Here is a 21,845-nt window from a genome sequence, read left to right on the forward strand (position 1 = left end):
CTTCAAATTACATGCGTGGGAGATCCTCGACCATCAACCGCTCGGTAGACGGCGTCCCGAAGCAGTAAACTAAATAAACTCTAACTTTAGGGTGACCATGGAAGGCCAGAGGATTAAACGAAAGAGAACTGCAAGCTTGTACTGTGCTAGCTGGGCCGGAGAGCTCAGTTGCTCGATTAAACGAAAGAGAACTGCAAGACTTGGTTGACGACCTCGTCGAGCTTGTCGTACGCTTGGATTAAACGAAAGAGAACTGCAAGATGTCGTCACAGTGAAATACATACACCTTCTGCAAATCTGATTAAACGAAAGAGAACTGCAAGATGTCGTCACAGTGAAATACATACACCTTCTGCAAATCTGATTAAACGAAAGAGAACTGCAAGATGTCGTCACAGTGAAATACATACACCTTCTGCAAATCTGATTAAACGAAAGAGAACTGCAAGGTTCTTTATCATTCCATTCCTGCCATACTCTGAGAAACAGATTAAACGAAAGAGAACTGCAAGCCGGTGCACCACACGTTTTCGCCTTCGACCTCGTCCCCGATTAAACGAAAGAGAACTGCAAGCTGGCGTGATGACGGTCGTACGATGACTATCCTAGAAGATTAAACGAAAGAGAACTGCAAGAGAGCACTATCGAACAGATAGACCTCAACGTTTTCAGGATTAAACAAAAGAGAACTGCAAGTGCTAATCTGTTCCAAGGGAACGTCGACGCCATGGCGAAGATTAAACGAAAGAGAACTGCAAGTGGGTTCTTTCTGCCACCACCGCACACACCTCATGAGCGATTAAACGAAAGAGAACTGCAAGCTAGTGTACGCTTCACCGTGTGAAGACATAATGAGCAGGATTAAACGAAAGAGAACTGCAAGCTTTGCATTTCCTTCGGCAATGTAGCTCGCTATCGCGATTAAACGAAAGAGAACTGCAAGCGAGGGAATGAGCGGAGGGAAGCGGGATGAGGAGCGAGGATTAAACGAAAGAGAACTGCAAGATTAGAAGCACCACATGAACGAATCGGTGTGCATCAGGGATTAAACGAAAGAGAACTGCAAGTATGAATAACGGGTCCTCGATTACTTCTGGGTTGTCTGATTAAACGAAAGAGAACTGCAAGCAATGGCTTACCCAACACGGCCTGAGCGAAGAGGTCCTTGATTAAACGAAAGAGAACTGCAAGTTTGTCGAGCTCTTGCCAGGATAGACTAGGACAACCGGATTAAACGAAAGAGAACTGCAAGGGGTCTGCTGGCAGATCGGCGATGTCATCGCAATGGTAGATTAAACGAAAGAGAACTGCAAGTGAATGGCGGGTGCGGGAGATGGTTGAGGAGAAGATGGTAGTGATTAAACGAAAGAGAACTGCAGGTAAGTAATATTCTATTAGCATCTTCTTCAAGTTTTCAGATTAAACGAAAGAGAACTGCAAGTATAAGGGCTATGGCATGATGGTAATGATGATAATGAGATTAAACGAAAAAGAACTGCAAGTCCATATCTACGCCCTTGTCATACATTTCCAAGGCCTTGAAGATTAAACGATAGAAAAGCGTAAGGCGGCTAACCCTACTAAAGCAGATTTTAAGACGACGTCACCGATCGTCTAAAAGTAAGTTAAGGGCGAACCGACCTATCGTTTTCCACGCTGTAACGCCCGTTTGTGGTTCGTACGCTCAGTTAGGTCTTTGGAACGACCTCAGAGCTCTAAAATAGTCGCGCTCACTGGTTACTTAGATGCTATCTCCTTCACCATTTCCTCGAGCTCGTTCAATTCGGCCTTTATTTGTTCAATTTTCCTCAAGAGTTCGTTAAGGTTCGGTTCCTCCTTCTTGCTGACCCTTCCTTTGAGCAAGCTCGCCAGAACCTCCTCAGCGTTAAGTTTTCCTTTAACGCTAACGCTTACCGCGTTCCCGCTGTCCGCGTCGACGAACTCAACGCTTACCAATCCCCTGGAGTCAGAGGTAGTTACCGAGAGCTTCCAATAGAAGGTCGAGTTAATTGTTGTGGGGAGGGGCTCTTGGACTTTGAGCGAGTCCCAAGCCCAGTTGGGATGAGCCTTCATTACGTAGCTATAGGCCTTCGAAACCCCTATTTTAGGTTTGTCGAATTTGTAGACGTAGATTGTCGGTTCGGTGGAGGACGCGTTCACCAGTAGGATCATGTAAGCGGAGTAAGTGTTCCCAGGGGGTTCGGCGACGAAGACCCACCAAGGGCGACCCTCCTCGTCCAACAGGAGGTACGGTTGCGGGTTATCTCCGACGTCCCTTATGGTAAACGTATTGTGAAAGAAGACTGCTTGGACCCAGTCCTTCACCCTCAAGGCGTCTACCCACCGCCTAGCTACCCTCTCCGGCAATGCGGGCACTCCGTAGCGGACCGCCTCCTCTGGCCTCACTTTCAGGATGGTCCCGTTAGGGTAGACGACCAAGTAAGAGTCGATGTAAGGCAAGGATCCCGGGAACACGGGTTTGTAATCCACTACTGGCAACAGCTGAACCACTTGTCCGTTCAGATACACGTCGGCGACGTCCTCCCATACCACCTCTTTGCCGAAGGCCCCACTGAAAAGGCTCTCCAAAGCCAACGAATCTAAGAAGAGAGGGGTCAGTTTGTAGTTGTGCAGTCCCCAAGTCAAGTCTTGCCTCACTATCTTGACCTCCGGGGGGTAGGCGTCTGCGTAAACGAACACGGCCCCGCGGGGGTCCCTGAAGAGCGAGTTGAGAACGCCTTCGGGCTCTATGAGCCAATTATAAATAGGTCTGGTCCCGTTGTAGTAGACGTAGGTCTCTTGATAGTAGATCGTGTGCGTGGGTAACTGAATCCTGTCTATCGCGTACTTGTAGGCCGTTGGAAGGGGTATCAACCTGTAGACCCCCACTAAGTTCGGCAGCTCCTTCAGCTCGACGACCTTAAGGGAGTTCCCCACTTGGGAAATCGCCGTTACGTTTACCAACCAAGCCAGGGGCCCAATTACTACCACTAAGTAAGCTATTAGGTAACTCAACTTAACCTCGTTCCCGGCCCTAACTCCCCTCGCTAGGTAGAACGCTAGCGGAAAAGCGAGCGCGGCGAGAAGGGCCCACAGGCCCGGCGCGGCCTTCGCAGATAGGAGGGCCGCGCTGACGAAGGGGACGAACCAGCCCGTGAGGTAGCCTAGGGCTAATAGGAACGGAAGCAAGGAGAGCGCTAACTTACCGATCAAAGAACGTCTCCGAGAGACGAGCCTTCCCGAGACGTTAAATGAGTTTAAACGCTTTCCGCCTCCCCAAAGCTCGTTAATCATTCTGATGGTTCCAACGAGGACCAACGGTACACGAAACCGCTTTGTGCGAATGAATTCATTAAACTGAGTGAAAAATCACTCCTCCTTTATCACGTGGATGGCCAAGTCCGGGCACGTGTAGTCGCACAAGTGGCAGCCGGTGCACTTCGTCGGGTCTACCACCTCCACCACCGGGTACCCTTGGTAGCCGAAGCGGTCGCTCATCCTGAGCACGGGCTTGTCCACCTTCCCAGCGTTGTACAAGTTGGTTATCGGGCACACCTTAACGCAGAGCTCGCAGCCCTTGCAGAATTCCTCAATTACCTCAATCCTCCACTTGGCCATCACGCCTCACCCCCTATCCGGAGCCCCTCTCTGAACGCCTTCACGTTCAACTCGGCCTTGTTCCCGAACCTCTCCCTTATTATTTCCTCGACCACATTCGGGTCGGCCAAAGAAAGCCTCGCCACCAGCGCGCCCAACATGACCATGTTAGCGGCCCTCACGTTGCCCAGCTTCCTGGCTATGGAGGACGCCGGAACTTCTATTACCTTGAAGTTGCCCTCCGGCCTCTCCTTTATTACGTCCGAGTTTATGACCACCACTCCTCCCTCCTTCACCTTCTTTATGTACTTGGGGTACGTCTTAGGGGCCATGAAGACGGTTATGTCTGCGTACTCGAAGACCGGGTACTCCACGGGCTTGTCGCTGACCCTCATGTCGGCCGTACTCTCCCCCCCGGATATGAAGGTGTCGAAGTTCTGCACCAAGGTGGCGTACTTGCCTTCCCTCACCAGCGCGGTTCCCAGTATCTTCCCCATGGTCAGTATCCCTTGGCCGCCTATCCCGGTTATCCTCACGTCTTGGATCACTTTCTCACCCCCAACATCTGGTACAAGGTCTCCACGTACTCGGGCGCCTCCCTCTCCACGAACTTGCCCACTAAAATGGGCTTGCCGAACTCTATGCTGGCCTCCTCCAAGGTTTGCGGGTCGTTGGGCTTCTTGACGGGCTTACTCATCTTCATGAAGTACTCGACCATGCTGTACGGGTCCCTGAACTTGTTGTACCTCCCGTAGAGCACCGGGCACTGGGAGACCACCTCCAAGAAGTTGAAGCCCTTCCTAAGCGCCATCTCTTTGAACGCGTTCTTCAGTTGGAACGGGTGGGCTGTGGTCCAGCGCGCTACCCAAGTGGCCCCGGCGGAGGCCACCAGCTTTGGCACGTTGAAGGGCCTCTCCAGCCACCCCTTGGGGGAGTACTTAGTCACCGAGCCCGGCGGGGTGGTCACGGTGGGCACGCCTCCGGTCATCGCTATGTTGAAGTTGTTCACCATGACGACGTTTATGTCTATGTTCCTCCTGGCCGCTTGAAGGGTGTGGTTCAAGCCTATCTGGAACAAGTCGGCATCGCCGCCGAACACCCAGACGTTCAGCTCCGGCTTGGCCAGCTTTATCCCGGTGGCGAAGGCCACTGGCCTCCCGTGGGTGGTGTGCATGGAGTCGACTTTGATGAACCCGCTTATCCTCCCGGAGCAGCCTATGCCGCTGACCACCACCAGCTTGTCGGGGTCGAGCTTGCCCTCTTGCACGAGCTCGTCCATGGCCCTCAAGAACGTGTTCAGTATCGTCCCTATCCCGCAGCCGGGGCAGAGGCTGTGGGGGAGGGCCTCCGCCCTGGCCAAGGCCATCTGGGGCATTCGCCTAAGCTTCCTCCTCGCCTCCTCCAAGCTCATATCCTGACACCCCCCTCCTCCAAGATCTGTTCGGGCGGGATGGGGATCTCGCCTATCCTGTACACGAACGAAACCTTCTCCTCGGGGACGACCTTTAAGACGTTGTGGAGCATCTGGCCGTAGTTCCACTCCACCACTATCACCTTCTCCGCCTTGGCCGCGACCTCCTTGAGCTCCTTGTCGGGGAAGGGCCACAAGGTCTTCGGCCTGAAGAGCGCTGCCTTCACGTCCTTCTTCCTCAACATGTTGACCGCCTCCTTAGCTGACCTCGCCGGGAAGCCGTAGGCGAAGAGCAGCACTTGCGGCTCCGGGTCCCCGTAGAGCTCGTACTCCACTATCTTGTCCCTGTTCTTCCTTATCTTGTCGCACAACCTCTTGACGAGCTTGTGGTGCGCCCAGGGGTCCTCGCTCACCGGTATGCCCCTCTCGTCGTGGGTGACCCCGGTGACGTGTACCCTGTAGCCCTCCCCGAACTCCGGCATCGGGGGGACCAAGTCCTCCTCGGGCTCGAAGGGCTTGAACTGCTCCGGGGGCACCTTCGGCCTCTTGCGGTTCACCACCTCCACCTTCTCCGGTATCACTACCTCCTCCATCAAGAGGACGGTCATCTTGTCAGCCATGACCAGCGCCGGAACCCTCCACCTCTCGGCGGCGTTGAAGGCCTTGACCGTCATGTCGAACATCTCTTGGACGCTGTAGGGGGAATACACCACGGTCTCGTAGTCGCCGTGGCCGCCCCACTTGGCTTGCATGACGTCTTGCTGAGCGGCCTTGGTCGCTTGGCCGGTGGAGGGGCCCTCCCTCATTCCGTTTATCAAGACGACCGGGGTCTCCGTCATTGCCGCGTAGGAGATGTGCTCTTGCATCAGCGAGAAGCCCGGGCCGGAGGTGGAGGTGAAGGCCTTCGCCCCGGCCCAAGAGGCCCCTATCGCCGCCCCGAGGGCGGAGATCTCGTCCTCAGCCTCGAAGATCACCATCCCCTGCTTCGGCCCGTTCTTTACCATTTCCTCGGCTATGTCCGTGGCCGGCTCTATCGGGTAGTAGGCGAAGAAGTTGGCCCCGGCGGCGAGGGCCCCCATTGAGGCTGCCCACGCGCCGCTCTCGAAGTACTTGCCGGGCCTAACTGCCAACCCCTGCGACCCGGCGCAAGCTTGACTATACGGCATATATCTGCCTATGCTCCACACATTAAGCTCCGCCCTCCCCCGAGTTCGACGGGCGCCCGAGGTGGACGTGCTCTCCTTGGTTAAGGCTTACGGGCCCGAGGAGCTGGCCTCCCGGATAGACCAGACCCTCTTGGTCTCCACCTACGAGCAAGCCAAGGCCTTCGCCGAAAGGTCCTCTAAGTACCCCTTTAGGTCCTTAGTGGGCTTTCCCAGGGCGGTGAGGGCCTTCAAGGAGGTCTGGAAGGGTAGGACTTGCGCGGTCGTCAACTTCCCCTTCGGCGAGTCCCCGCTGAAGGCGGTGGAGGCGGAATTGGAGGAGGCTTGGGACGCCGGGGCGGAGGAGGTCGACGTGGTGGCCTCCCCCTACTTGGCGAAGGACGACATTAACAAGTACGGGGAGTACGTGAGGGAGATCTTAGGCGCGGCGAGGGCGGTGGGCTTCGACGTCGTGAAGGTCATAGTCGAGGCCCCCGTGCTGAGCGATGAAGAACTTGCGAGGGTGGCGAAGGTGATATACGACCTAGGGGCAGACTTCTTGAAGACCGCCACGGGCACTTTACACAAGACCAGTTTGAGGGACGTGTACGTGGTCAAGAGGGCGGCGCCGGGGCTGGAGGTGAAGGCCTCCGGAGGGATAAGGGAGCCGGTGCAAGCGCTCTCCTTCATAGAGACCGGGGCCTCAGTTATAGGCACCAGCACCGGCATAGAGATAGTTGAAGAGTTGAAGAGGATAAAGGAGGTCGGTTGAGACAGGTCCGATCACCGCTCACGTCCCGTGGCTCCTCATCCCCCGTGAGGAAACGACGGTAAGCCGAAAGGTGGGGAGCGTTTCCCCTTACCGAGGGGTTCAGAAGCCCAAGGCCTCTAAAACCTTGGGGTATACCTCCCTCAAGAGCTCGTCGAAGGCCTTCTCGAGGGTGTAGTTGTACCAAACGCCGCCGCTCTTGGACTTGCCCAGCACGCCTCCCTTAATTTCCCTCCCCACTTCTTTAACGTCCTTGACCTCGACCACGTTCTTCAACCCCTTCTCTTGCACCATCGCCCTCACGTCCTCCAAGTCGTCCGCCCTCACGTAGGCTATTACCTCGTCCTCGCCGGCCTCGTTAGACATGGCTATCAGCACCTTTTCTAAGAACTTCTTGTACCTCTCGGTCTTCTTCTCGGCCTCCTCGAGGGCCCTCTTCCAAGCCTCCTCTACCACCTTCTGGAAGAGCTCCTTCTTCCTCTCCTCTACCTTCCTCCTCACTTCCATGTCTATGGAGCTCTTCTCCGCGCTCAGCCTCGCTTGGGCGTCGGACAGCAGCTTCTCCACGTCTACTACGGCCCTCTCCAAGAGCTCCTCCTTCTTCTCGTTAAGGAGCTTCTCAGCCTCCTTAACGGCCTCCTCCACCACGGAGTCTATCTTCGCCTTAGCGTCCTTCTCTATGTAGCTGGTAAGGTTCTTCACGTCGCCCGCGAACTCTACCTTCACCAAGGCTTCCTCCCCCTACCCTCAGCCTTCGGAACTTTTTTACCTCTCACCCGAAGCCCAACGCCTTTAGTAGGACCTCGTTGGGGTCCAGCTTGGGCGGCTTTTGCTTCCTCCCCGGAATTAGCGTGACGACGGGCTTGGAGACCTTAGAGGATATCTCCCTCACCTCCTCCTCAATCCCCACGGCTACGTCGTTAGAGACCAACACCACCGCCGCGTCCGGGGACTTGAGCAGCTCTACCAACCTCTCCTTGGTCTCATCCGGGGAGTTGACCTCGATCACCGAGGCCCCCGCCAGCCGGAAGAGGGGCGCGGTGTCCGGGTCTGTTATAACGTAGACCTTGCCTTCCTCCAAGCTTTCCTCCCGAGCTCGCTCCTCCTTCCTCTCTTAAGACCCTTCGAGCTTACACTCCAGCCTCGCCCTCCCGAGGGACCAAGCGACCAAGCCCTTGAGCCGCTTGGCCCACCACTCCACAACCTCGTACGCGGAGTCCCAGTCTGCTAGGAGGGCTGCCAGCCCCGCTGCCGCCACGTCCGCCATTGGGGTGAACACCGCTACGTAGAAGGTGTACAGAGTCTTGTTCCCGGCCAGGTAAACGGCGCTGAGCCCCAGCAACGCGGAGACCAAGTATAAACTCGCGAGCCACGCGGGCTTGTAGGTCCTCTTCCTCCTCAAGGGGAAGAGCGCGAAAAACGAAATCAGCCCCAACTGCAAGATCGAAGGGTTGGTGTAGACGTAGAGCGCGGGGTCCACGTAGAGCGGGCTGGGCTGATTGCCCGTTAGCCAGTCCAGCGGGCTGGCCGGCGGGGGGCCGGAGGGCCGGGAGGTCAAGAACCACTTGACCCCTCCGACCAGTCGGGAGAGCCACTGGTCGAAGCCCAAGCCCAGTATTATGGGGAGCGAGAGGACCACCAAGCCCACGGCGAAAGAGCCCAGGGGCCTGAGGAGGGAGCCCAGCGGGCTCTTGCCCCTCTCGTAGCGGTAGACGTAAGCTATCGGTATGAAGTAGAACAAAGCTGTGTACTTAGAGTTCGACGCCAACGCGTAGAAGAGCGTCGCGAGGGCCGGGCTGAGGGGGAGGGCGGCGAGCGAGAGGACCGAGAAGGAGGCCGCGTAGCCGTCGAGCATGGCTACCATGCTCATTACTCTGAACGCCTCGTCGAAGTGGAGTAAGAGGAGCGAGCCCAAGGAGAGTATCAAGCTCCTCGAGTACAAGTAGAGCGCGACGGGGAGGGCGAAGAAGGCCACGGACCCTAAGGCCACCCCGGGGAGCCTCCAGCTAGGGGGAAGGTCTTCTCCGAGCAGCTTCAGCCCTATTATGTACTTCGCTAACGGAGGGTGCTCCAAGTTCAAGTACTTTAGTATTCCCTCGTGGTCGGGGTACTTCCAGCCGGGCTGAACCAAGGTTAAGTTGAACTTTTCCGCGTCCTTCATGAGCTTCTTTATGCCCTCCGTGGAGTTGCCCACCAAGTAGGCGGCGTTCTCTATTTTTGAGTAGGGCTCCGAGTAGTCTATCCCGTACTGCGAGGAGTACAAGGAGATAAACTTGGTCAACGCAACTATATCCTTAGCTTGGACGGTTGCGTTGGAGGAGTTGGGGTAGGCGCGGAAGACCTCCCTCATGAGGTTTCTGGACGCGGACACGTACCACACTTCGTCACTGATGTAGTTGTACTTGAAAGGGGGCTTACTTATGAATTCTATTCCGAAGTTGTAGAAGTTCAAGGAAAACAGGAAAGAGAGCGCGAGCACAGCGGCCAGCTTCAACCTATCCGCGTTCAAGCCTCTTCTTCCTCTTCGAAGTACTCTTCTTCGATCTCTTCCTCTTCTAGGGCTTCCTCCTCCACTATGTAATCCTCTTCCTCTAGGAGCTCCTCCTCTTCTAGCTCTATGAACCTCTCCTCGAAGGACACGCCCGGCCCCTGCGGGGCTGGCTCGAGGTCGAGATAAATCTTGCCTCCCCCAGCGCCCTTCGGGAAGCGGTCGTTGGGCGACCCGATAGAGGACTTGACGAAAACGTTGCTGTCCTTAACCGAGCGCTACGGCCTCTTCGGAGTTTTCTTAATATCCTTCGTGGGCAACGCCATACCGTACGCCACGGTCCCCTACTTAGCCTTGATAGCGGCCCTAGCGGCCCAGAAGAGCTTGACCCTCCCGGAGGCGGTTCTCTGGTCCGTAGTGGGGGGCTTGGGGGCTGCCTTGGGGAAGGTAGTGGTCTACTTGACCGGCGTGGGCACCTCAGAGCTCTTGCCGGAGAAGGTGAGGAAGAACTTCGAGTTGTTCTCTAAGATAGCCCAGAGGGGGATATTCGTAGCGGTGTTCTTGTTCGCCGCCCTGCCCCTCCCGGACGACGTGCTGTACGTCCCGCTGGGCGTGGCTAGGTACCCCTTGATCAAGTTCTTCTTCGCAGTCTGGTTGGGCAAAATAATAATTACCTTCTTAAGCATAGCTTTCGGGAACGCGTACTCGAGGATCATGGAGGAGTACAACGTAAACGCTACGGAGAGCGCCATAATATTGATAGTTGCCACAGTGGTGTTGATGGTAATAATAGGCAGGATGGACTGGGCCAGGATAGCGATAGCCCTCTCCCAGAGGGGCACCTTGTACGCGCTGTACGTGATGAGCGACGAGCTGGCAAAGGCCATAGGCCTCAAGTGGCTGGCCAGAAAAATCTCCTCACTTCTTTCCAAACCTGAGGGAGCTGGTCACTAGCACCTCGCTCTCGAATATCTTTATTGTTACCCACAGCAAGGCCGCCGTGGCCGCCACCATGGCCCCCACGCTCCCCGCGGCCTCCACCCAAGCGCCCTTCAACGCTTGGTCTATCGCCAAGACCGCGTAGGTGTGGGGGATCACGAAGACCAAGGCCCTCCAAGGCATGGGTATGGCGCTGACGTCCGCGTACATCGCGTACAAGATTATTAGCAAGGGCACCATCTGGATCACCCCTCCCAAGGACTGGGCGCTCCTCACGCTGTCTGTCAAGGCTGCTACGGGCATCAACATGGCGGCTGTGGAGGCTACCACCATTAGCATCACCAGCCCGTGGAGGGCCACCGTGGGGAGGTCCACCGTGAGGGAGCTCACCACCTCCCTCTCCGCGCTCAACGAGGCCATGCCGGCTATCTGGGAGTTGAGTATCTGAATGTATAGGAGTAGGCCAACTACGTCCGCGACCGCGGCTATCAAGCCCAACACCAAAGTGGCTGAGAACTTACCCAACACTACGTTCCTCCTCCTAACGGGCGAGGCCAAGAGCGTCTCCAAGGTCTTCCTCTCCTTCTCCCCGGCCACCGAGTCGCTCACGAACGCCAACACGGGCGCGGAGACGTAGAAGATCGAGAACAAGAGGAGCTTAGAGCTCATCAGCTTGCTCAGCTGCGCCCTGCTTATGGCCTCCCCAGTCACGCTGACGTATTGGGTCTTCACCTTCAAGGGGTTCAAGACTGCGTCGGGGCTCACCTCGGTGGCGTTGCAACAAGCCAAGAGTATTTGGGCCCTCTGGGCGGCCACTTGGGAGGAGACCATCTTCAAGACTTGTATTATGCTTTGGTATATCGCCGTGCTCCCCACGCCAACCCCCTTGCTGCTGGCCTTGTAGTAGACAACCACCTCGGTAACATTGAACATCGTGGGGTCCATGGCCAACATCTTGATGCTGAAGTCCTTAGGTATGATCACTATTACGTCATAATCCTTCACCTCGTCCAAGCTCTTCACAACTATTACCTTGGTCGTCGGGTTTATCCTCTTTACAGTCTCGTTTATCAGCCTCGCCACTTGCTCGCCCAAGTTCACCTTCTGAGGTTCCAAGGGGGCCAGCGGCTGGAACGAGAGGGGAGGGGCTTCCGCACCCACGTCTTGGTTCACTATAACCACGGTTAGAGGCACGGTCTTGAGAGCCAGTATCAGCAGTTGGGCCATCAATGGGAGCATGAAAGCGGGCAAGAAGATCGCGGTGAAGAGCGTCTTCCTGTCCCTAGAGAGGTCCTTGAGCTCCTTCCATATGACCGCCTTAAGCTGCACCCTCCCCCACCTCCGTGGCCTTGACGAAGGCCTCCTCCAAGTTCTTGGCGTTGAACTCCCTCTTCAGCTCTTCGGGGGAACCGATCGTTATTATTTTACCGTTTACTATGAATGCTACCCTGTCGCACAAGTACTCAACCTCAAGCATGTTGTGGCTCGAGAGTATCACGCTAGCTCCGGTCTTCTTTACGAACTCCTTTATACTGTCCCTTACTTTGATAGAGGAGTAGACGTCTAGCCCGGAGGTGGGCTCGTCCAGTATCGCGAGCTTCGGGCGGACCATCAAGGTCCTAGCCAAGGCGAGCCTCCTCCTCATCCCCTTGCTATAAGTCTTCGTCAAGTTGTGAATTGCGTCGCCCAAGTTAGCTATCTTTATGCCCTCCTCAATCGCTTCTTCCCTCTCCTTCGGGTCGTCGAAGTATATCATAGCGAAGAACTTGAGGTTCTCATAGCCGGTCAGCCTCAAGTATACGTCGCTCTCCTCGGGCAAGTAGGAGATCATCCTCCTTACCTCCTCTCGCTCCCTCACCACGCTCTTTCCGTATACTATTATGTCGCCCTTGTCGGGCTTGAGTATTCCAGTTATTATCCTCAAGGTTGTGGTCTTTCCGGCGCCGTTGGGGCCCAGGAGGCCGAAGACCTCGCCCTCCTCCACCTCGAAGCTCACGCCCCTCAGGACGGTCTTCTTGCCGAAGGACCTCCAGACGTCCTTAACTTCGACCGCCGGCAACCTCGGCTTCCGGGGGCGGGGGGACGGGGCCTACAAGTACCTTATTATGTTAAAGAACGTGTCCCTCTGGGCCGGCACCCTCCCGGAGGTCCTAGCGTAGTGGGCCAACTCCTCCAGCGTAGCGTAGCCGTCGTGGGCTTCCGCAGACCTAAATATCTTCTCGCTGAAGGCCGTGCCCACCAAGTCGGAGCCGCCGAAGTTGAGCAGCGCGGAGGCGTACTTCTTCCCGTACCCGACCCAGTACACGGATATGTTGTTGATGAACCCGTTCAGCACTATCCTCGATATGGCTACTACCTTGGCGTCGTAGGGGGCGGGGGCCTCGTGCTTAACCAGTCCCTTCCTCCAGAGCTCCGTGTTCTTGGGTTTAAACTTCAAGAGGATGAAGGTCAGGAACCCCCCGGTCTTCTCTTGCAGCTCCCTAATCCTCATCAAGTGTCTAATTATGTGCTCGGGCCTCTCCACGTGCCCGTACAGCATGGTGGCGTTGGTCCTTATGCCCAGCTCGTGGGCGGTTTCGATTGTCCTGAGCCACTCCTCGGCGCTCTTGGCGGGGGCTATTACCTTGAGGACCTCGTCGTCCAACACCTCGGCCCCTCCGCCGGGCATAGCGTCTAGCCCGGCCTCCTTCAGCCTCTCTAACACTTCCTTCACGCTCATCCTATTTATCCTGGCCAAGTAGCTCACCTCGGTGGCCGTCAAGGCTTTTATGGTTAGGAAGGGCCACCTCCTCTTCACTTCTGAGAAGAACTTCTCGAAGTACTCTACCGTGAGTTCCGGAATTATACCCCCGACCACGTGGAGCTCCGTGGCGCCCAGCCACACGGCCTCTGCAGCTTGCTTCAACATCTCTTCGACGGACAAGAAGTAAGCCCCCTCCTCTCCCTTCTCTTTATAAAAAGCGCACAGGGGGCAGCGGTAGACGCAGACGTTGGTGTAGTTTATGTTGTAGTTGGCTACGAAGGTAACCACGTCCCCCACGGTCTTCTTCCGGAGATCTTCGGCCATCATGCCTAGCTCGTACAAGTCGTAGTGCCACAAGTCCAAGGCTTCGGAGAAGCTAGGGGGGTCCTTCGGCGCGCTCAAAACCTTTTGACCCGTAGCCCCCCGGGCGAGCGAGAGGTTTTCAGCGATGAGGGTTACGGGACCTAGTCCGAGGCGGTGAGGAGGTGGACCGGCCCCGAGCTCAGACCTCCATGTCCCTAACTCTGACCTTCAAGTACTTCCGCGGGTCAGCTATCTTGCCCTCCACCGCGCTCGCCGCCGCAGTGGCGGGGCTCGCTAGGTAGACCTTGCTCGTCCGGTGCCCGCTCCTCCCCCTGAAGTTTCTATTGGTAGTGAACAAGCCCACCTCGTTGGGGCCCAGTACTCCGTAGTGTGCCCCAACGCACGGGCCGCAAGTGCCGAAGGTGACCAAGCACCCGGCCTCGGTGAGCACGTCCACGTAGCCCTTCTTGAGCGCTTGCAAGTACACGTTCCTGGAGGCAGTTATGACTATACACCTAGTGTTCGGGGCCACCTTCTTCCCCTTCAGTATCCTCGCGGCCACTGCCACGTCTTCGAGCCTGCCGTTGGTACAGCTGCCTATGAACACTTGGTCCACCTCTATGCCCTCCACCTCGCTCACCGGAACGGAGTTCGCCGGCGAGTAGGGCTTTGCCACCATCGGCTCTATCTCGCTCAAGTCGTAGGTGAACTCGTCCTTGTAGTGGGCCCCGGGGTCGGGGAAGGTGAGCTCGGGCTTAGGGACTCCCCTAGCCCGGCCCTCCACGAACCTCATGACTTCTTCGTCGGCGGGCATGAGGCCTACCTTGGCTCCCATCTCGACCACCATGTTGCTCACCGTCAGCCTGGAGTCTATCCTCATGTCCTTCAAGCCGTCGCCGACGAACTCCGCGCTCATGTAGGTCGCTCCGTCCTCCTTCAAGTCGCCTATTATCTTCAGTATTAGGTCTTTACTCATTACACCCTCCCTAAACTTGCCGATCAGGTTGAACTTGAGCGCCTCCGGGACCTTGAACCATATCCTACCGGTCATCATCGCTATGGCGGCGTCTGTGGAGCCCACGCCGGTGGCAAAGGAGCCCAGGGCGCCGTAGGTTACTGTGTGGGAGTCCGCCCCCACGAACACCGAGCCGGGCCACGCCCTCCCCTCCTCCACCATCACTTGGTGGCATATCCCGGTGCCCACGTCGTAGAGGGTGCACTTGTGCTTCCTACAGAACCTCCTCATCTCTATGTGAAGCTCTGAGGTGCCGGGGTTGTTGCTGGGGGCGGTGTGGTCTATCACGAAGGCTACCTTCTCGGGGTCGAAGACCCTCTCCTCCCCGAACCTCTCCCTCATTACTTTGATGGCAAGCGGGGCGGTCCCGTCTTGGGCCATTACTCCGTCCACGTCCACTACGACCAGCTCGCCCGGGCTCACTTCCTTACCGACCTTGGCCCCCAGTATCTTCTCTGCAATCGTGCTCGGCAAGGTATTTCCCCAAAGGGGTTTTGGGAGAGGGATAAGTGTTTTCCCCCTCACGGGCTCAGGGGCAAGGTCCCCGCGGGGAGGGCCTTGAGGGTCGCGACCACCTCCGGAGGGGCCTTAACCCAAGAGCCCCTCTTCTCGTCCCACTGGAAGACCTCCACCTTGCCCCTCCGGAGGTGAAGCTTCACCTTTATCGTCTCGAAGGACCACCCGTGGAACCCCACGGGCTTGGGCATCTCCAAAACCAGGCTCCTCCGGGAGGACTTGAGGACCTTGAGCCGGTCTAGTACAAACCTCAAACGGGACACCGGCGTGTGGCCTTCCGAACTCCTCCCTATTCACCTTTTCGTTTTGCAGAGAGGGTATGAAACTGAAATATTCTAACGATAGGAAAGGCTCGGGGTGAGGCCTTGAGGCTGAACAAGAAAGTGGAGGCGGAGATAGCGATAGCGGCCGTCGTAGTGGCTTCGGTTGTGGTAGGCTTCTTGGCGTATCAATACGGCAAGAGCTCGGCGAGCTGTCTTTACCCAACGGAGAGGAGCTCGGTGCTCCTGAACATGTTCGGCAAGATAGTAGCGGTGCCGCCGGGCGAGGAGGTCGAGGGGGACTGGGGGAAGGCCTACTACCAGTCCCGCTGCAGCGAGGCGGAGCTGAAGCTGGAGTTCAAGTCGGGCTTAAAGATCTACATAGAGGGCAAGCCCAACGGGAACTTAGTGGTGACGAGCGAGTTCAACGGGAAGAAGTGCACTAAGGAGATAGAGGCCGTTCCGGTGTTGCCCTACGTGACGGTCACGGCGACCGTTAACAGAGTGCTGGTGAGCGCGTACGGGAGGATACTGGTAATAGACTTACAGCCGGAGCTCAGCTGTAGGATTGCCGGAGTCGGCGGGGGGCGATGAAGAGGGTCCGGTCTTTCGGATCGGTGAAGAGCTGCCGGACCCCTCCCGAGCCGCTCACTCTATTCCTATCACCACCTCCGGGAGCTTGTCCTCCGGAACCCCCAGCTTTTTCGCTATCAACTTCTTTAGCTTCTCCTCTATCTCCTCCTCGCTCACCGTGGGCTTCCTGGTCTCTGGGTCCACGCTCAAGACCTTCAAGCTCCTCGCTATCTCCGGCACGTACTTGAGGAAGGTTATTACCTTCTCCGCGAGCTCCTCTTCCTTCCTCTTCTTAATTATGAACCTCTTCAGCCTCCTCGCCGCCTCTTGGAGGGCGAGCCTTATCTCGGCCTCTATCTCCGGCACGTCCGCTATGGTGTCCTTGCTCACGTCCTTAAACGGGACCTTGGTACTCGCCACGTGGACCAAGACCACTAAGGGGGCGGGGAAGGAGACCTCGTAGTTCTTCCAGTTGAGCTCGCTCACCACCTTCCAGCTCACGTCGTTCCTCTCATTGTAGAGGAGGGGGGTCTTGTTGGCGTACCTAAGCAAGACCGGGGCGTCGGAGGGGGGTATTTCGCCTCCGTAAGCTATGCCCACCTCCACCACGAACGGGTGGCCGGAGTAGGAGGAGGGCCTCCTGCTCACCGCAGTTACGAACTCCGGGTTCAACATGCTCTTGAGGCCTATCTTTATGAGCTTCTCCCCGATAGGCGAGAGGGCTTCCTTGCTGGGGGCCTTGTACCTCTTGGTCGTCCCGTACTCTTTCATCGCGTTGACCAAGGCTTTGATCTGTTCCTCCGTAAGCTTCTTCGGCTCTAGGTCCGGCTCCAAGCCGGCCATGCTCAATATCGCCTTAGCGGTCTTCGCACCCACCGCTTGGAACTCGGTGGTCAACATCTGGAGCAAGGTCTTCGCAGTGGTCAGCTGCGCTATCCTCTTCATAGTTTCTATATCTATGCCCAGCGGGTGGGGCTTCACCTCCTTGGGGGGCTTGGGCATTTCCTTGGTCCTTCTGGGGTATCTAATTAACGTCCCGTCGGGCGTGATTAGGGTTATGTCCGCGTAGGGCGCCACGATGGCAGTCCTCCGGACGTACTCTACGACCTTACTCCTCGCCCTCCTCCAGTTCCCCTCTATGATTACGCTCACCCTGGTCCCGTGCCAGTCGCCGGACTTTGTCCACGAGCCCCTTTCCTTCACGTCCGGCTCGTTGGTGCTTATGTTAGTGGACACCTTGAACCTGTAGGTCATTTTGTCCTTTATAGGGCTGGAAATTACCGTGGCGGGCTCGCCGGTGGTCTTCTGCGCGTAGAGGACCGCGGCCTTCACACCTAGGCCGTAGGTTCCTCTGGTCTGCCTCTCCACGTACTTGGAGCTGTACAGCATCCTGCCGAAGGCGTAAGGTATCTTGTCTTGCGGCACCCCGATCCCGTTGTCGTCCACCGTTATTCTGTAAATTCCGTCCTTGGAGCCCTTGATCTCCTTCTTTTCTTCCTCTTCCTTCGAAGCCTTTGCCTCATTCAGCCTCTCGATAACTATAGTTATTCTGGGCAGTATTCCGTGAGTTTCTGTGGCGTCTAAGGAGTTGTCCAACATTTCCTTAACGGTTTGGAATATCGCCCTCGTGTAGTTGTCGAACCCGGTGAGCTCTATGTTGCGGAAGAAGAACTCCGCCGGCCCGATTGCCTTGAAGCGCTCCTCGCCCCTCTCGCTCTGGACGCGCTGCTTGGGCATTTCTAAGCCCTTTGTAGTCTCGGGAGCTTCCTTATTAGTTTAAAAAGGACGTAGGGCTCAGAGCTCCAAGGCCAGCTTCAAGTACTTCTTGAACCTCTCCTCAGCCTCCTTTAAATCGCTCAACTTGTAGCCGTACTTCACCTCTACGAACTGTTTCCTCAACTCCACGACGTCTTCCTTTACCTTCTTCGGGTCCTCGCCGTCCATGACCCTCTTTATGAGCCTCGCGACCTCCTTCATCTCCCCTTCCTTCATCCCGAACCTCGTCATCTCTTGGACTCCCATCCTTATTCCGCTGGGGTTCGCTATGGCGTCTGGGGGGTCCCACGGCAACAAGTTCTTGTTAACTATTATGTTAGCCTCTTCGAGCTTCTTAGCTATCTCCGACCCTCCTCCGAACTCCCTCACGTCTATCACCACTTGATGTGTCCTGGTGAAGCCCAAGCGTTCGCCGAGCACCTTCACCCCCAAGGCGTGGAGCTCCTCCGCTAAGGCCTTCGCGTTAGAAACCACTTGAGAGGCGTACTGTTCGCCGAACTCCAACATCTCCAACGCGGTGACCGCTAAGGAGGGGAGGCGGTGGGCGTGGTGGTTGCTCACGAAGACCGGGAAGACGGTCCTAGACACCTTCTTGTAAACGTCCTTGTCGTTAGTGAGTATTACTCCCCCTTGGGGGCCGGGGAAGGTCTTGTGGGTGGAGGCGGTCATCACGTCCGCGCCCTCAGACAAGGGGTTCTCTAAGGCCTTGCCGGCTATGAGCCCCAACACGTGGGCGGCGTCGTAAACCACCTTCGCCCCCACGGAGTGGGCCGCCTCGGCTATCTCCTTCACGGGGTGGGGGAAGGGGTACATGCTGCCCCCGAGGACCACGAAGGCGGGCTCCACCTCCTCTATCATCTTTACCGCCTTATCGACGTCTATGTTTAGGTTCTCCTCGTCGTAGGGCATCTCTACTTGCTCTATGCACAAGGCTCCGAGTATGCCGAACTTGGTGTGGCTGACGTGGGAGCCCGCTTGTACCGGGGGTATTATTGCTTTCTTCTTCTCTTGTCCTAAGACGTAGAACACCGTCCCGTTGGCCGTGGTGCCGCTGACGGGCCTCACCTCGGCGTACTCGGAGTTGAAGAGCTTCTTCATGAGTTCCGTGGCCAATACCTCTATTTCGTCTATGTACTTGGTCCCCTGGTAGTACCTCTTGAAAGGCTTGCCTTCGGCGTAGCGGTGCATCATGTCGTTCAAGTACAAGCTTTCCGCCAGAGGACTCATCACGTTTTCGCTTGCTATGAGGTTTATCGTTTGGTGCCTCCACTCGTCGTGGGCCTCAACTATTTCTATTATCTTCTTTAAGGTCTCGTGCATCCCCTTGTCCCTAAAAACTCTCAGCCCGCGGGAGTAAATATTGACAGTTGGTACCAGTACTTCTTCATCATTACCGCGTCCTCCTCCAAGTTCGGTGACTCACTTATGAGAACTCCCTTAACGTTGAACTCCTTCAACACCTCCAGTAACTCTTTCCACCTCATGTCTGACTCCTCCAAGTTCAAGTGGGTTCCGTGCTTGTCCAGCTTTATCCCGGAGACGTGAATGTGCATGTTGTCCAAGGCGAACCTTCCCAACTCCTTCTCCAGCTTCTCGAGGACCGCCCTAAACTCCTCCTTGCTGTTCCAGCCCTCCCTGTACCTCAAGTGGGCGAAGTCCACGCAGGGGAGCACTATGTCGAACTCTTGGGATAGCTTTATGACCTCGTCCAGTGAGCCGAACTTGCTCTTCAGCTCCATAGTTTCTGGCCTTATCCACACGTCCAGCCCGAGCTCCTTCACCCTCTCCACTACCTCCGCCAAGGCGTCCCTGATCCTCTTGTACACTACGGAGGGGGCCTTCTTCATGTACCACCCGGGGTGGAAGACCACGCTCCACCCTCCGGCGGCGTGGAGGACCTTAGCGCTTTGGACTATGTACTCTATGCTCCTCTTCCTCTTCTCCTCCTCCGGCGAGGCGAGGTTTACGTAGTAAGGGGCGTGGGCGGTCAACACCACGTCCAGCTCCCTAGCCACCTTGCCCGCCTCCCTGGCCTTCTCCTCACTCATCCTAACTCCCCTGACGAACTCAAGCTCCATGGCGTCCAACCCAAGTTCCTTCACTCTCTTTATTCCCTCTATCACGTTCCTCTTCTTCGCGGAGTTCGGTATCCCCGCCGGCCCGAACCTAAGCCGGTCTATCTGGAAGGGCATGAGGTCGCCCGCGAGGCCTTAGGCCGGCCTAACTTTAATTCGAAAAGCCTTCTAAAGTCCCGTCCGAGGCCCTCGCGGGGACGTCGAAGTGGAAGTCGTTATAGTGTCGTACAGGAGGGGCTCTAACGACCAGAACCCCCACCAAGTCTTGGTCCGCTTCCCCAGCTACCGGGACGCCGCCTCCGCCGTGAGGAGCAAGATAATCTACGAGGACGAGCACGGCAACGTATACGTCGGGAAGGTGTTGAGGCCCCACGGCAAGAAGGGGGTGGCGATAGCGGTATTCAAGCCCAACTTGCCGGGACAGGCGATGGGCAAGGTAGCCAAGGTGGAGCGATGAGGAGCGCGAACCTCCCCTGAAGGGTGATGGAAACAGCCCGCGGCCGAGCTCATAGGAACTTAGCGCAGTCAGAGGGGACGTAGCCCAAGAACGAGGCCTCGCCCTCCCCCACCAGCTTTCTTATGGAGGTGGCCAAACTCTTCATGAGCTCGAACATCTCCTTCAAGCTCTCAGCCGCGGGCGGCCTCGCGGCGATTAGGATCACCTCTTGGTCCTCTTCCGCCGAGATGAGGGCCGGTAAGATGGCTTCTAGCGCTTCCTTCTTCAACTCGTGCTTACCCTTCTTCACCATAATTCTAATGACCACTGGGATCAACTTCTTGTTTAAGTTATCGTAATACACCCTCAACGCTACGTAAGGCTCGTCGGAGAAGACCAAATCGAAGCAGTTGGTCCCGTAGGTCACGCTCTCCTCCGCGGCGGAGAAGGCCTCTATCGAGGGGAGGCCTTGGGCCTCGAACGCCTCGGCCAGCTCTTTCAAGTCGAAGCGCAACGCGCTCTCCCCATATAACCTCCGGCCCGGTCGTGAAAACCGGTGGAAGAGGGTGCGCCCGATTACGGTCGCGGACGTCATGTCCAAGCCCGTGGTGGTGATAGGGGTCAACAACACCTTGAGGGAAGCGGCAAAGGAGATGATGGATAAGGGCGTGGGGAGCTTGGTCGTGGTGGACGAGAAGGGGGACGTCGTGGGAATAATAACCGAGAGGGACGTGGTGAGGGCGGTAGCAGAGGGGAAGGACTTGAACGCGCCGGTCTCAGAGGTCATGACTCCCGACGTGCTCACCGTGTCTCCGGAGACCAGCGTGCTCAAAGCTATAGAGACGATGAAGATGCACAACGTCCGCCACTTGCCCGTAGCTTCCGACGACGAAATAGTGGGGATGGTCTCGTTAAAGGACTTAGCCTTCGCGGTCGCTGCCGAGATGATACTAAAGAGGATATACGAGATGTTGAAGGAGGAGCTCAGCGAGCTCTGAGGAGGGGGGCCAGCGACAAGAACGCCGGGAGCCACGCCAAGGTCAAGGTTATTACGGACTTAGTAACGAGCTTGGTGTCGTAACCGTACGCGTAAGCTAGGGCTATGTTCATGAACGCCGGGGGCATGCTCGCCTCCAGCATTATCGACTTAGGTTCGGTGAGCAAGGCGACTGGAAGGGTCAAGGCGGGCAACAGCAAGTGCTTGAACGCTCCTACCTTGAGCACCTCCCAATCGACCCTTAGGTATTGGAACTCAAAGCTCAAGCCTAGTATCAACAAGCCCAGCTTGGAGAGCTCCGCGGCGAGGGCCTCCGTCCACCTCAGCCCCTCCAGTTGCTGGGAGAAGGGGCCGAGGAGGACCCCCAACAAGAACGTCACCGTAAACGGTTGGAGCTTGAAGAGCTTTCCCCTCCCCTTGCAGCTGTAGAGCGCCGCGAGGGTGTAGTGGACGAAGGTGGTCAACATAGCGTACGCCGCGGCGGCGCTGACCGAGCCCCCGGCGGCTAGGACGGCCGGAATTCCCAAGAATATTGTGTTCCCGAAGGCGGAAACTATACCAGCCGCCCCCTTCTTCTCGCACCCCTCAAAGGCCTTACGGGCCAAGTAGAACGTAATTACTTCCGCCACCAAGGCTAAGGGCAACAGCGGCTCGCTCTCGAGGTGAGTCCCGGCCCAGAAGCCCAGCACCGGGGCGACCGCGTAGACCAAGAACTTCGACAGCGGGGGCGCGAGCGCCTTAGCTCTGGTCCTCCCGAGAGGGAAGCCTAAGAGGAGGAGGGCTAAGGAGACGGCGTCCAAGGCGC

Annotated in this window: 24 protein-coding genes and 1 CRISPR repeat array; of the genes, 5 read left to right on the forward strand and 19 right to left on the reverse strand. The window is 56.8% G+C overall.

Annotated elements, in window-relative coordinates; genetic code table 11:
- The first annotated feature begins 111 nt into the window (after positions 1-111).
- Positions 112-1,502: direct repeats of the CRISPR family, unit length 24 nt; unit sequence GATTAAACGAAAGAGAACTGCAAG.
- 235 nt (positions 1,503-1,737) lie between these two features.
- From IGNI_RS05525 to IGNI_RS05545, 5 genes are all read right to left on the reverse strand, one after another.
- Positions 1,738-3,213, reverse strand: a complete 1,476-nt coding sequence (locus IGNI_RS05525) for a hypothetical protein (RefSeq protein WP_012123215.1) — start codon at positions 3,211-3,213, stop codon at positions 1,738-1,740.
- A gap of 156 nt (positions 3,214-3,369) precedes the next feature.
- Complete coding sequence (locus tag IGNI_RS05530) at positions 3,370-3,618, reverse strand: 4Fe-4S binding protein (protein ID WP_012123216.1); 249 nt, start codon at positions 3,616-3,618, stop codon at positions 3,370-3,372.
- Positions 3,618-4,145, reverse strand: a complete 528-nt coding sequence (locus IGNI_RS05535) for a 2-oxoacid:acceptor oxidoreductase family protein (protein ID WP_012123217.1) — start codon at positions 4,143-4,145, stop codon at positions 3,618-3,620. Before IGNI_RS05535 ends, IGNI_RS05530 begins: the two co-directional genes overlap by 1 nt.
- On the reverse strand, positions 4,142-5,008 hold the full coding sequence (locus IGNI_RS05540) for a thiamine pyrophosphate-dependent enzyme (protein WP_012123218.1): 867 nt from the start codon (positions 5,006-5,008) through the stop codon (positions 4,142-4,144). The genes IGNI_RS05535 and IGNI_RS05540 overlap by 4 nt, the downstream gene beginning before the upstream one ends.
- Positions 5,005-6,138: a 2-oxoacid:acceptor oxidoreductase subunit alpha gene (locus IGNI_RS05545; RefSeq protein WP_238374084.1), complete on the reverse strand. Its 1,134-nt coding sequence runs from the start codon at positions 6,136-6,138 to the stop codon at positions 5,005-5,007. The genes IGNI_RS05540 and IGNI_RS05545 overlap by 4 nt, the downstream gene beginning before the upstream one ends.
- A gap of 97 nt (positions 6,139-6,235) precedes the next feature.
- On the opposite strand from IGNI_RS05545, the gene deoC reads away from it, so the two are divergent.
- Positions 6,236-6,922, forward strand: coding sequence for a deoxyribose-phosphate aldolase (gene deoC, locus IGNI_RS05550; RefSeq protein ID WP_052570240.1), 687 nt, complete (start codon positions 6,236-6,238; stop codon positions 6,920-6,922).
- A 99-nt stretch (positions 6,923-7,021) separates the two neighbouring features.
- On the opposite strand, the gene IGNI_RS05555 is transcribed toward deoC, so the two are convergent.
- Genes IGNI_RS05555 through IGNI_RS07940 form a run of 4 tightly spaced genes read right to left on the reverse strand, consistent with a single transcriptional unit; the run spans position 7,022 to position 9,559 of the window.
- Positions 7,022-7,645: a V-type ATP synthase subunit E gene (locus tag IGNI_RS05555; RefSeq protein WP_238374129.1), complete on the reverse strand. Its 624-nt coding sequence runs from the start codon at positions 7,643-7,645 to the stop codon at positions 7,022-7,024.
- Between the two features lie 46 nt (positions 7,646-7,691).
- Positions 7,692-8,000, reverse strand: a complete 309-nt coding sequence (locus IGNI_RS05560; RefSeq protein ID WP_012123222.1) for a V-type ATP synthase subunit F — start codon at positions 7,998-8,000, stop codon at positions 7,692-7,694.
- 33 nt (positions 8,001-8,033) lie between these two features.
- Positions 8,034-9,428: a membrane-bound dolichyl-phosphate-mannose-protein mannosyltransferase-like protein gene (locus tag IGNI_RS05565; RefSeq protein WP_012123223.1), complete on the reverse strand. Its 1,395-nt coding sequence runs from the start codon at positions 9,426-9,428 to the stop codon at positions 8,034-8,036.
- The gene (locus IGNI_RS07940; RefSeq protein WP_274377259.1) at positions 9,425-9,559 is read right to left on the reverse strand and encodes a hypothetical protein; all 135 of its coding nucleotides are present in this window, start codon (positions 9,557-9,559) and stop codon (positions 9,425-9,427) included. The genes IGNI_RS05565 and IGNI_RS07940 overlap by 4 nt, the downstream gene beginning before the upstream one ends.
- Before the next feature lie 73 nt (positions 9,560-9,632).
- On the opposite strand from IGNI_RS07940, the gene IGNI_RS05570 reads away from it, so the two are divergent.
- Entirely contained in the window at positions 9,633-10,361 is a 729-nt protein-coding gene (locus IGNI_RS05570; protein ID WP_052570242.1) for a VTT domain-containing protein, read from the forward strand.
- Here the strand turns inward: IGNI_RS05570 and IGNI_RS05575 are convergent.
- The 5 genes from IGNI_RS05575 to IGNI_RS05595 form a co-directional block, all read right to left on the reverse strand.
- Positions 10,326-11,675: an ABC transporter permease gene (locus IGNI_RS05575; RefSeq protein WP_012123225.1), complete on the reverse strand. Its 1,350-nt coding sequence runs from the start codon at positions 11,673-11,675 to the stop codon at positions 10,326-10,328. The genes IGNI_RS05570 and IGNI_RS05575 overlap by 36 nt on opposite strands.
- Complete coding sequence (gene ccmA, locus IGNI_RS05580; RefSeq protein WP_012123226.1) at positions 11,665-12,405, reverse strand: heme ABC exporter ATP-binding protein CcmA; 741 nt, start codon at positions 12,403-12,405, stop codon at positions 11,665-11,667. Before ccmA ends, IGNI_RS05575 begins: the two co-directional genes overlap by 11 nt.
- 30 nt (positions 12,406-12,435) lie before the next feature.
- Complete coding sequence (locus tag IGNI_RS05585) at positions 12,436-13,491, reverse strand: radical SAM protein (protein WP_012123227.1); 1,056 nt, start codon at positions 13,489-13,491, stop codon at positions 12,436-12,438.
- A 100-nt stretch (positions 13,492-13,591) separates the two neighbouring features.
- The gene (locus tag IGNI_RS05590; RefSeq protein WP_012123228.1) at positions 13,592-14,881 is read right to left on the reverse strand and encodes a 3-isopropylmalate dehydratase large subunit; all 1,290 of its coding nucleotides are present in this window, start codon (positions 14,879-14,881) and stop codon (positions 13,592-13,594) included.
- Between the two features lie 47 nt (positions 14,882-14,928).
- Positions 14,929-15,177, reverse strand: a complete 249-nt coding sequence (locus IGNI_RS05595) for a hypothetical protein (protein ID WP_012123229.1) — start codon at positions 15,175-15,177, stop codon at positions 14,929-14,931.
- Between the two features lie 111 nt (positions 15,178-15,288).
- Between IGNI_RS05595 and IGNI_RS05600 the strand changes: the two genes are divergently transcribed.
- Entirely contained in the window at positions 15,289-15,777 is a 489-nt protein-coding gene (locus tag IGNI_RS05600) for a hypothetical protein (protein ID WP_012123230.1), read from the forward strand.
- Between the two features lie 54 nt (positions 15,778-15,831).
- Here the strand turns inward: IGNI_RS05600 and IGNI_RS05605 are convergent, their stop codons facing one another.
- From IGNI_RS05605 to IGNI_RS05615, 3 genes are read right to left on the reverse strand one after another with little or no spacing between them, the layout of a single operon-like run.
- Entirely contained in the window at positions 15,832-17,493 is a 1,662-nt protein-coding gene (locus tag IGNI_RS05605; protein ID WP_012123231.1) for a DNA topoisomerase VI subunit B, read from the reverse strand.
- 57 nt (positions 17,494-17,550) lie between these two features.
- On the reverse strand, positions 17,551-18,852 hold the full coding sequence (glyA, locus tag IGNI_RS05610) for a serine hydroxymethyltransferase (protein ID WP_012123232.1): 1,302 nt from the start codon (positions 18,850-18,852) through the stop codon (positions 17,551-17,553).
- A 20-nt stretch (positions 18,853-18,872) separates the two neighbouring features.
- The gene (locus IGNI_RS05615) at positions 18,873-19,724 is read right to left on the reverse strand and encodes a TIM barrel protein (protein ID WP_012123233.1); all 852 of its coding nucleotides are present in this window, start codon (positions 19,722-19,724) and stop codon (positions 18,873-18,875) included.
- Between the two features lie 88 nt (positions 19,725-19,812).
- Here IGNI_RS05615 and IGNI_RS05620 point away from each other — a divergent pair, with 88 nt between their 5' ends.
- Positions 19,813-20,064, forward strand: coding sequence for a 50S ribosomal protein L35ae (locus tag IGNI_RS05620; protein ID WP_012123234.1), 252 nt, complete (start codon positions 19,813-19,815; stop codon positions 20,062-20,064).
- A 49-nt stretch (positions 20,065-20,113) separates the two neighbouring features.
- Here the strand turns inward: IGNI_RS05620 and IGNI_RS05625 are convergent, their stop codons facing one another.
- Entirely contained in the window at positions 20,114-20,557 is a 444-nt protein-coding gene (locus IGNI_RS05625; RefSeq protein ID WP_052570245.1) for a hypothetical protein, read from the reverse strand.
- Between the two features lie 52 nt (positions 20,558-20,609).
- On the opposite strand from IGNI_RS05625, the gene IGNI_RS05630 reads away from it, so the two are divergent.
- The gene (locus IGNI_RS05630; RefSeq protein ID WP_012123235.1) at positions 20,610-21,041 is read left to right on the forward strand and encodes a CBS domain-containing protein; all 432 of its coding nucleotides are present in this window, start codon (positions 20,610-20,612) and stop codon (positions 21,039-21,041) included.
- Here the strand turns inward: IGNI_RS05630 and IGNI_RS05635 are convergent.
- Positions 21,028-21,840 carry an AEC family transporter gene (locus IGNI_RS05635; RefSeq protein WP_187145953.1) on the reverse strand — a complete coding sequence of 271 codons (813 nt, stop codon included), beginning with the start codon at positions 21,838-21,840 and terminating at the stop codon, positions 21,028-21,030. The two genes, IGNI_RS05630 and IGNI_RS05635, sit on opposite strands and share 14 nt — an antisense overlap.
- Positions 21,841-21,845 lie beyond the last annotated feature (5 nt).

The organism is Ignicoccus hospitalis KIN4/I, assembly GCF_000017945.1.
GTDB classification, from domain to species: Archaea; Thermoproteota; Thermoprotei_A; order Sulfolobales; family Ignicoccaceae; genus Ignicoccus; species Ignicoccus hospitalis.